The sequence below is a fragment of the Lentimicrobiaceae bacterium genome, from assembly GCA_023227965.1.
Lineage (GTDB): Bacteria > Bacteroidota > Bacteroidia > Bacteroidales > JALOCA01 > JALOCA01.
Map to the genome: position 1 here is coordinate 36,223 of JALOCA010000030.1, position 9,074 is coordinate 45,296.

The following is a 9,074-nucleotide window of genomic DNA, read 5'->3' on the forward strand; positions in this document are numbered from 1 at the left end:
CAGTATCCGGTTTTCAACTAAAAATCGGCACATAGCGAAAATCCCAATAAATAAAGTTGTTATTTTTTGCCACTGAAAGTTCCTGTAACAGAAAATTGTTTGAACACAATTGGATGATGAATTTTTAGTGGCGGCGCCTGGGTGGGATACCCGGGCGCCATTTTTTACTTAACCGCTAAAAATTTATAATTATGTCCCAGGAACTTTCTTATTTCAGGTTGTCCCTTTTATCTTACCTCAGGGACAGCCATCCCCATTTAGCTAACAATAACGCTTTTATTGCTGCCCGGGGCGATGCCGCCGCCAATGCCTATAGTACAGCTGTTAAAAACGGGCAAGCCCATGATCAGGCAGGCGAAATTGCTAACGAAGTCCTTTATGCGGGCTTGCTGTTTTCCCCATACCGCACTATTGTCCGAATCCTTTGGAACGAATTTGAGAAAGAAGTCACTCCCATGCTGGCAGAAAGTGTGGCGATGGAATTGTTGCCGAAGCTGGTCAGCGTCTTTAACAAATACGACCTGTCCGACGGTTTTGATACCACTGAGGAATACGACCAGTTTTACACTGAACTGACGGGCGCCATTCAAATCCTTCTCGAAGATGGCATTTAACAAGCGTACGCATCTGCGCGGCAACATTGATGCGATAAAAACCATATTCCTTTTGGAAAAGGAGAACCGTACAGCCACCCCGGAAGAACGGGCCGTACTGGAAAATTATTCGGGATTCGGCGGTATCAAAGCCGTATTAAACCCTGTCGGTCATCCGGGCGATGAACGCTACTGGACCAAAAGTGATCTTGACCTTTTTCCGTTAGTTACTGAACTGCACGAAGTATTGCGAGAAGGCGCCGGTGATGAAGCACAGTACAAACGCTACGTCAGTTCGCTGAAAAATTCCATCCTCACCGCTTTTTACACGCCGCCGGAAGTAGTTAATGTACTGGTGGAAACCCTTCACAAACGAGGCATTGCACCCATGCGCCTGTTGGACCCTTCAGCGGGAACGGGCGCTTTTGCATCCGCCTTCAGACAACAATTCCCAGACTGTGAAAATACTTGCTTTGAAAAAGATTTATTGACAGGTAAAATCCTCTCTCAACTGTATCCAAAGGATAACGTTCGGACTGAAGGTTTTGAAAACATTGAAAGCCGTTATTCCAATCATTACGACATTGTTACCTCGAACATTCCCTTTGGCGATGTGGCTGTATATGATCCTGTCTTTACTGCGAACAACGACCCAATGCGGCGCATGGCTGCACGATCCGTCCACAATTATTTCTTTCTCAAATCAGTCGATATGGTGCGTGATGGTGGTATCGTGGCTTTTATCACTTCACAGGGTGTACTCAATGCCGAACAGAACCGTCCGGTACGCCAGTGGTTGATGGAACATTGCCAGCCGGTTTCCGCTGTTCGCCTGCCCAATAACCTTTTTACCGACCATGCCGGAACTGAAGTGGGCAGTGACCTTGTTATCCTGCAACGCAAGACCCGTGGGGCCAATCTGACACAGCGCCAGCACGATTTTATCGAATCCCGCCGACTGTCCAACGGTATCCTGGTAAACAACCTCTTTCAGGCCTTTGACCGGGTGGTACATACGACCTCAAAAGTCGATACCGACCCTTATGGCAAGCCCGCATTGATATTCCTGCACGATGGCGGTGTGAGCGGCATCGCTGCCGGGTTAAAAGGCATGTTGCGCGAAGATTTTTTACAACACCTTGACTTGGAACGCTATCTTTCCCAAACACCACAAACACAGGAGCAGTCCGGGCAAACTGTTTCACAACCGGTGCCAGCTTTGGGAGCAGCCCCTAAAATGAACACGATTCCGGTTCCTGAAACCGGTTCGCCCCGACCATCTGTTTCTTTTAATGAGTTTACCGGCTCCCTGTTTGGAAATGAGGAATTATCAAAAGCAACGGTCAGGATACCGACTTCGGAGGTTTCCGGTAAAGAAACGCCGCTCTCTGTTTCCCAGCAGCCGCTTATCTCCCTGTACGATCTTTTTGGTCTTCCCGAAACAGAACGTTCCCAAGTTAAAAAGCCACGTACCCGCAGCAAACAGGCAAAACCCGTTGAACAGGCGTCCCTTGATTGGCGCGAGCTTTTACAGATCAGGAATGCCTCTTCCCCACTGCCTGAAACCGTCGCGGATAAAGAAGCCCGGATAAAACGAGAAGAAGAAAAGCGGCAGGAACGGCTCCAGCCTGTTCCTTTTACTGCTGAACGCTTGAAACATTACCGGGAAGGTTCATTGGTATCCGAAGGTGACAACCGCATCGGCTACCTGCGTGGCATTGACAACTTGCAGCCGATGTTCCACCCGCTGGAACTGGCATCTTCCCAACGGCAAAGGGCCTCGCTCTATATTGAAATTAGGGACACCTACCATCACCTTTATATCAACGAGGCCGAACGTCTGCGGGCCAATCCTTCGCTTCGTAATATGCTCAACCGCCTGTACGATGATTTTACGGGAAGCTTTGGCAACCTGAATGACGCCAAAAACCTTGGTCTGATTAAAATGGATGCCGGCGGGCGCGAAATCCTTTCCCTTGAACGATATATAAATGGGCAGTCGGTTAAAGCCGATATTTTCAACCGTCCCGTAGCTTTTAATCCTGATGAGATAACCCACGCCGAAAATGCCCGCGAAGCCCTGACTGCTTCACTGAATAAACATGCGGGCGTAAATCTCGGTTACATGGCTTCCCTTACCGGAAATAAACAGAACGAGATACTGGAAGAACTTAAAGGAGCCGTGTATTTCAATCCGCTGGTAGGCCTCTATGAGGTGGCTGATAAATTCATTGCAGGCAACGTAATAGATAAAGCCGGACAGGTGGAACACTTTTTGGAAAGTAATCCCGGGCATGAAGCTGCCGGCGCTTCGCTCAAAGCCCTGCGGGAAGCTACGCCCAAGCCGATTGCTTTCGACGATCTTGACGTCAACTTCGGCGAGCGTTGGATACCAACAGGTATTTATGAAAAATACGCCTCGTGGCTTTTTGAAACAGGCGTCAACATTCACTATGCACAAAGTCGCGATGAGTATAGTGTCACGGCTTTCAGGAGTAACGCCAAGATCTCTGACCAGTATGCGGTCAAATCGCAAAGCCGCACTTTCGACGGAGTGGCGTTGATTAAACACGCCTTGCACAATACCTCCCCAGACATCACAAAAAAGATTATGGTAGACGGAGAAGAAGTAAAGGTTCGTGATGCCGATGCCATCCAATTGGCCAATTCGAAAATCGACGAGATGCGTAAGGGGTTCTCGGATTGGTTGCGCGAGCAATCGCCGGAGTTTAAAGACCGGTTGGCCGGGCTTTATAACCACACGTTTAACTGCTTTGTACGACCGGCTTACGATGGTTCGCACCAGACTTTTCCCGGACTGGATTTGAAAGGTTTAGGTATTGACGACCTTTACAAAAGCCAGAAAGATGCCGTATGGATGCAGAAACTGAACGGAGGAGGTATTTGCGACCATGAAGTGGGCGGAGGGAAAACGCTGATCATGTGTTGTGCCGCCATGGAAATGAAACGGCTGGGATTGGTAAACAAGCCGATGATAACAGGATTAAAAGCCAATATTCACGAAATAGCGCAGACCTTTTGTACGGCTTATCCCAATGCCCGCGTTTTGTATCCAGGCAAGGAAGATTTCACACCTGTCAACCGGATGAAAATCTTCAACGAGATCAAGAACAACAACTGGGATGCTGTTATCCTTACGCATGAACAATTCGGGATGATCCCGCAGTCTCCCGATATACAACGCGACATTTTACAAAAAGAACTGGATAGTGTTGAAGAAAACCTGGAAGTATTGCGCGGGCAGGGAAAAGAAGTTTCGCGGGCCATGCTAAAAGGTTGCCTTAAAAGGCAACAAAACCTGGAGGCCAAATTAAAGAATATTGCCTACCAGATTGAAACCCGGAAGGACGATACAGTGGATTTTCGTTTGATGGGTATTGATCACTTGTTTGTTGATGAAAGCCATAAATTTAAAAACCTGACCTTTACCACCCGGCACGACAGGGTGGCAGGACTGGGTAATGCCGATGGTTCGCAGCGGGCATTGAATATGCTGTTTGCCCTGCGTACCATACAGGGACGCACAGGTAAGGATTTAGGGGCGACTTTCCTGTCGGGTACGACCATTTCCAATTCACTCACAGAATTGTACCTGTTGTTCAAATACCTGCGCCCGAACGAACTGGAACGGCAGGGGATTACCACCTTTGATGCCTGGGCGGCGATATTCGCAAAAAAGAGCATTGACTACGAATTTTCGGTAACCAACGAAATTGTGCAGAAAGAGCGGTTCCGGTACTTTATCAAAGTTCCGGAACTGGCAGCTTTTTATGCTGAAATAACAGATTTTCGCACGGCAGCAAACATCGGTATTGATCGCCCTGAGAAAAACGAAATACTGCACAATATTCCGCCCACACCCGACCAACAGGAGTTTATTGAACGGCTGGTTGCCTTTGCCAAAAACGGCGATGCTACGCTTTTATTCAGGGAACCGCTTTCTGACAATGAAAAGACAGCCAAGATGCTCATTGCAACCGATTATGCGCGGAAAATGTCGCTGGATATGCGCATGATTGCACCCGAGCGGTACGGTGACCACATCGACAACAAGGCCAGCCATGTCGCCCGCCGTATAACGGATTATTACCGGGATTTCGACAGGCACAAGGGCACGCAGTTTGTCTTTTCCGACCTCGGAACGTACCGTCTCGGTCATTGGAATGTGTACAGCGAAATAAAACGTAAGTTGGTTGAAGACCACGGTATTCCGGCACGCGAGGTGCGTTTTATACAGGAAGCCAAAACTGAAAACGCCCGTAAAACGATGATTGCCGGGATGAATGATGGGAAAATACGTGTACTGTTTGGTAGTACCGAAATGCTTGGAACCGGCATTAATGCCCAGAAACGGTGTGTTGCTATTCATCACCTCGATTGCCCATGGCGACCGTCCGACCTGGAACAGCGCGATGGTCGCGGTATTCGGAAAGGTAACGAGGTTGCCAAACTCTATGCAAACAACAAAGTCGATGTTATCCTGTATGCGGTCGAAAAATCGCTCGATGCCTACAAATTTGGGTTGCTGCATAACAAGCAACTCTTTATCCGGCAACTCAAAACCAATTCGCTTGGTTGTCGCACCATCGACGAAGGCAGCTTGGACGAAAAAGGGGGCATGAACTTTTCCGAGTATGTGGCTATCCTCTCGGGTAATACCGAATTGTTGGAGAAAGCCCGTCTGGAAAAGAAAATTGCAGCATTGGAAAGTGAACGGCAGGCTTTTGCAAGGGGTAAATCGTCGTCCCGCTACAAATTGGAAAACATCTTGCAGAGCGCAGAAAAGAACAATGACCTGATTACACGTATTTCCAAAGATATGGAAGCCTTTAATGATAGGGTACAAACAGCGCCTGATGGAACAAGGCTTAATCCGGTTCAGCTGGATGGCTTGCAGGGAAGTAACCAGAAGGAAGTAGGTCTCAGTCTGAACGAGATAAGCGCCAATGCCCGTACGCATGGTGTGCATGAACCCATTGGTACATTATACGGCTTCACTCTTTTGGTAAAAACTGAAACCACGCTGAAAGAAGGTTTTGATATGGTTCAAAACCGCTTCTTTGTTAAGGGCGCGGGTGAAATCCTGTACAATTACAACAACGGGCTGATGGCTACAGACCCTATAATTGCTGCGCAAAACTTTATCCATGCTTTGGATAGTATGCCCCGCCTGTTGGAGAAGTACCGGGCGGAGAACGAGAGGATATCGAAAGATATTCCGGTGCTGAAAGAGGTAGTTGAAGCGGTGTGGCGAAAGGAAGATGAGCTAAAAGGATTGAAAACCGAATTGAACAACCTCGAACGACAGATAAAGCTATCGCTGAAACCTATCGAACAAATGGAAGGACAATCATCGGAGATTGTGGCTGACAATCAACTGCACCCAACTCCCTTAAAACTCACCCAATCGAAGCAAACAGTCAAATAATTTCTGAACGATCCAATATCTCTCGACCTGAAACAACTGAAAGAAGAGACCCGGCTCAATTTGGTCTGCCCAAAATTTAACGTAACGGCGGGCCAGATTTCCTATTCTGATCTACACGGCAGACTGTATAGAGCATGGGCGAAACTCTGCCTTCACCCTGGGAAGCAGTAAGTCCACGCTGTTCGAAATATCCAGGCTTCAGCTCCGAATTCTGATGGGCCGGTACCCGGAGGTAGATAAATACTTCGATCTATCCCTTCTTACCATCATCCAGATAGAATACCTGCTCAAGTTTAATTCCATCAAAAATCTGAATGTGCTCTATTCCCAACATCATCATCAGAAGCAATTTTATTGATGATTCGTTTATGAAACTTCAGAAGAAATGTAGGGGTGTATCAATTTAATATTTGTTCGAACAATTTTAAAAGATCACTCTTAACTGTTTCATAATCTATAAATAGCATTGGTGGAAGCTGATGGGCAAGACTGCTTTTCCAGGCAGCTTTCAGGCTCTTATCGTTTGATGAGTTGATCAACTGATTAATACCTGTGAATGATAAGCCTTTGAATTGCATCTTGCGGTGGAATGCATCAACAACCAGTGAATAATTGATATCAGGATGGTTACGGGAAAGGTACCAAATGTCGAAGAAATCGCGGGGTGCAGTGTAGGATCGTTGTATAAGTGCACGAATCTTCTCCGAAAGAACTTCTTCAATGGAATAACAAGGTATAAGATTGGGATCTATGGCTATTTGATCAGAATAGCCGTGATGTAAGGTTTTCAAGACCGGCGGGAAAATCAATGTCTCGTAAAGTATGATTTCAATTTTAATACTGGTGAGCCAACGATCGGGAGACGGGGGATTCTCACTGCGGGAATGATCGGCGCCCCAGAATTTGACGATGGCTGCATACCCAGTTAATTTATCATTGAATTTTAATTGCTTAAGTGAAGAGATGTGGGTAAAAAGTCCAGCATTACTTTTCACATGAAGACAAATTGATTCCAAATGTTTCCGGGTGAACTGAAACGAGGATGATCGGCTGGTGAAGTCCAAATCCTCGGAAAATCGATATTCTGGAAACCAGCATTTACGTAGGCAAGTTCCTCCCTTGAAAACCAATATATCTCTGAGCGTTTGGTCGGAATAAATAGCTGCCAGGAAGTGGCCCAAAGCCCAATCTTTATCAATGGTGCTTTTCGGGATTTTCTGTGCTTCGGCTTTTGTGGAAATCTCTTTTTGTAAGATCATTATAATGAGACGTTACTGGCAGTTAATATTTGAGGGATGGTCATATTCAGGCGTAATTTCCATGTTCCTAATGGTTCTCCAACCCGTTCGCCCATTGGATCAAATGCATCATAGGAAGTATTAATTTCAGATTTTGCATAGCGTATAAATGACTTCAACCCTTTTTTCTCTGTAAGTTCGGCAAGGAAGCCCATCCGCTTTAACGCCGCCTTGTTGTGAACGGCTTTACTGTATTCTATTAGCTTCTCAGCGGAAAGATTTGCTGAGGAAAAAGCAGAAAGAAGCTCTTCGAGTCCACCGGAATAGGCAGGTAAATCGAAACAATCAACAATTGTTTTTTCTATATCTGTGATGCGAAAAGCGTTGTTGCCGTAGCCTTCGGTTGAAATCCCTGTCATTTTGCCGGAAGGTATCTGGATGAAATTATAGGAAGTACCCAATACATTCTTTTTCTGCTTATTATGGGTCGTCTGAATAAAAATACTATTGGGGAATCTGGTTGTAAGTCCGTGACTGTTTAAAGCGGACCAATAAGCAACAGCACCATCTTTTGCCAAAAAACAGCCAATCACGTTTTCGTTACGAAAGTTTGAACGGCAGTATTTACCTCTTTCTATACGAGTCAGAAAGCTTTTGGAAGCGAGGTTCTCAAGGATTGAATTAATGTTGGGAGACTTTTCATTAATCAACGATTCGATCTCAGCAAGATTGAAAATCTGTATTTCAAAATCATCAAGCAACCTGATAAATCGTTGTTGTTCTTCTGAAATGTTATGCGACTGATAAATTCTTGACATTGTTTTATGTTTAAGGATAAGGGGTAATTATTGCCCCTTATATTGAGACGAAAAGCAATACAAATATATGGATATTTTGGTTTAAAACAAAACCCGTGAATTTTTATTTTTTAGAATCATCGTCATTATAAAAATCATCACTCGTATCCTTTTTCTCTCTTATTTTCTGACTGTAATTGGCTCTCGAACTGCTTTCTCTTGCAAACATTGCCTTCATATTTGCCTCATTCTTTTGAAAATGAATCGTGTTGGTGATCGAAATGGATGCCGCGAATTTTTCAACATCATGGTCAGCTCCAATATAGGTAAACGTCCATCGGTTTAATTTCAATTCATCAATCATCTTTTTAATTGCAATCCTAATGTACCTGACAAAAAGCACTAAATAACCAAACTTATCGATTCTGGTCAATCATTAGTACCTTTCTCAAATATTTTCAATGCTTCCTGTTCAGTCTTAATTATCCGGCAGCCACCCAGTATAGCGCCACTTTCAACCAGTTCCTTATCCATTGAAACTTTCATCTTGTATACATCTGACCGTTTGTAATGATATGCCTCTTTTATTCGACAGTAAAACAACATATTGTTTTTTCGCAGTGCACTTAAAAGTCCTTGAGAGATATTCAGGAACTCACATACCTTTTTGCCGTTCATCCAATAGTCTGTTTCGGAGAAACGGTAATTTACATCTGTTGCCTGATTCAATATTCGCCCCATCAGCGAACGAAACAAGCTTTCTTCCATCAATATATAACTCATAATCAATAACTTTTATATTAATTATTCCGGATTACTTTACATCTTAATTTCTGTCTAATATTATCGTAGACGGCTTTGAACGACTGCTCCTTCAATTCGTACACCCGTCCGTACTCATTACGCCGGACATTGACGAATTTGTCCTTATTCATTTTGAACACTTTGATTTCATCCGCCGACAGGTTCCTTTCGCAAACCTGTTTGTATCCTTCAG

General features: G+C 45.0%; 7 protein-coding genes. 2 read left to right on the top strand and 5 right to left on the bottom strand.

The window, feature by feature from the left end:
• Nucleotides 1-191: 191 nt before the first annotated feature.
• Both M0R21_10210 and M0R21_10215 read left to right on the top strand, forming a co-directional pair.
• Nucleotides 192-614 (top strand): DUF1896 domain-containing protein, encoded by a 423-nt coding sequence (locus M0R21_10210; protein ID MCK9618194.1) that lies wholly within the window; start codon nt 192-194, stop codon nt 612-614.
• Nucleotides 604-6,042 carry an N-6 DNA methylase gene (locus M0R21_10215; GenBank protein MCK9618195.1) on the top strand — a complete coding sequence of 1,813 codons (5,439 nt, stop codon included), beginning with the start codon at nt 604-606 and terminating at the stop codon, nt 6,040-6,042. The genes M0R21_10210 and M0R21_10215 overlap by 11 nt, the downstream gene beginning before the upstream one ends.
• 398 nt (nt 6,043-6,440) lie before the next feature.
• Here M0R21_10215 and M0R21_10220 read toward each other — a convergent pair whose 3' ends face one another.
• The 5 genes from M0R21_10220 to M0R21_10240 all read right to left on the bottom strand — a co-directional run.
• Nucleotides 6,441-7,301, bottom strand: coding sequence for a nucleotidyl transferase AbiEii/AbiGii toxin family protein (locus M0R21_10220; GenBank protein MCK9618196.1), 861 nt, complete (start codon nt 7,299-7,301; stop codon nt 6,441-6,443).
• Nucleotides 7,301-8,098, bottom strand: a complete 798-nt coding sequence (locus tag M0R21_10225) for a hypothetical protein (protein ID MCK9618197.1) — start codon at nt 8,096-8,098, stop codon at nt 7,301-7,303. The genes M0R21_10220 and M0R21_10225 overlap by 1 nt, the downstream gene beginning before the upstream one ends.
• 103 nt (nt 8,099-8,201) lie before the next feature.
• A complete protein-coding gene (locus M0R21_10230) occupies nt 8,202-8,441 on the bottom strand; it encodes a hypothetical protein (protein ID MCK9618198.1) in 240 nt (79 codons plus the stop codon).
• A gap of 65 nt (nt 8,442-8,506) precedes the next feature.
• Nucleotides 8,507-8,860 carry a hypothetical protein gene (locus M0R21_10235; protein ID MCK9618199.1) on the bottom strand — a complete coding sequence of 118 codons (354 nt, stop codon included), beginning with the start codon at nt 8,858-8,860 and terminating at the stop codon, nt 8,507-8,509.
• 17 nt (nt 8,861-8,877) lie between these two features.
• Nucleotides 8,878-9,074, bottom strand: a 197-nt coding sequence (locus M0R21_10240) for a hypothetical protein (GenBank protein MCK9618200.1), incomplete at its 5' end; no start/stop codon positions are given.

Bases quoted from the DNA above. Each gene is read 5' to 3' on its own strand.
- M0R21_10210 (MCK9618194.1), top strand. From the start codon at position 192: ATGTCCCAGGAACTTTCTTATTTCAGGTTGTCCCTTTTATCTTACCTC.
- M0R21_10215 (MCK9618195.1), top strand. From the start codon at position 604: ATGGCATTTAACAAGCGTACGCATCTGCGCGGCAACATTGATGCGATA.
- M0R21_10220 (MCK9618196.1), bottom strand. From the start codon at position 7,301: ATGATCTTACAAAAAGAGATTTCCACAAAAGCCGAAGCACAGAAAATC.
- M0R21_10225 (MCK9618197.1), bottom strand. From the start codon at position 8,098: ATGTCAAGAATTTATCAGTCGCATAACATTTCAGAAGAACAACAACGA.
- M0R21_10230 (MCK9618198.1), bottom strand. From the start codon at position 8,441: ATGATTGATGAATTGAAATTAAACCGATGGACGTTTACCTATATTGGA.
- M0R21_10235 (MCK9618199.1), bottom strand. From the start codon at position 8,860: ATGAGTTATATATTGATGGAAGAAAGCTTGTTTCGTTCGCTGATGGGG.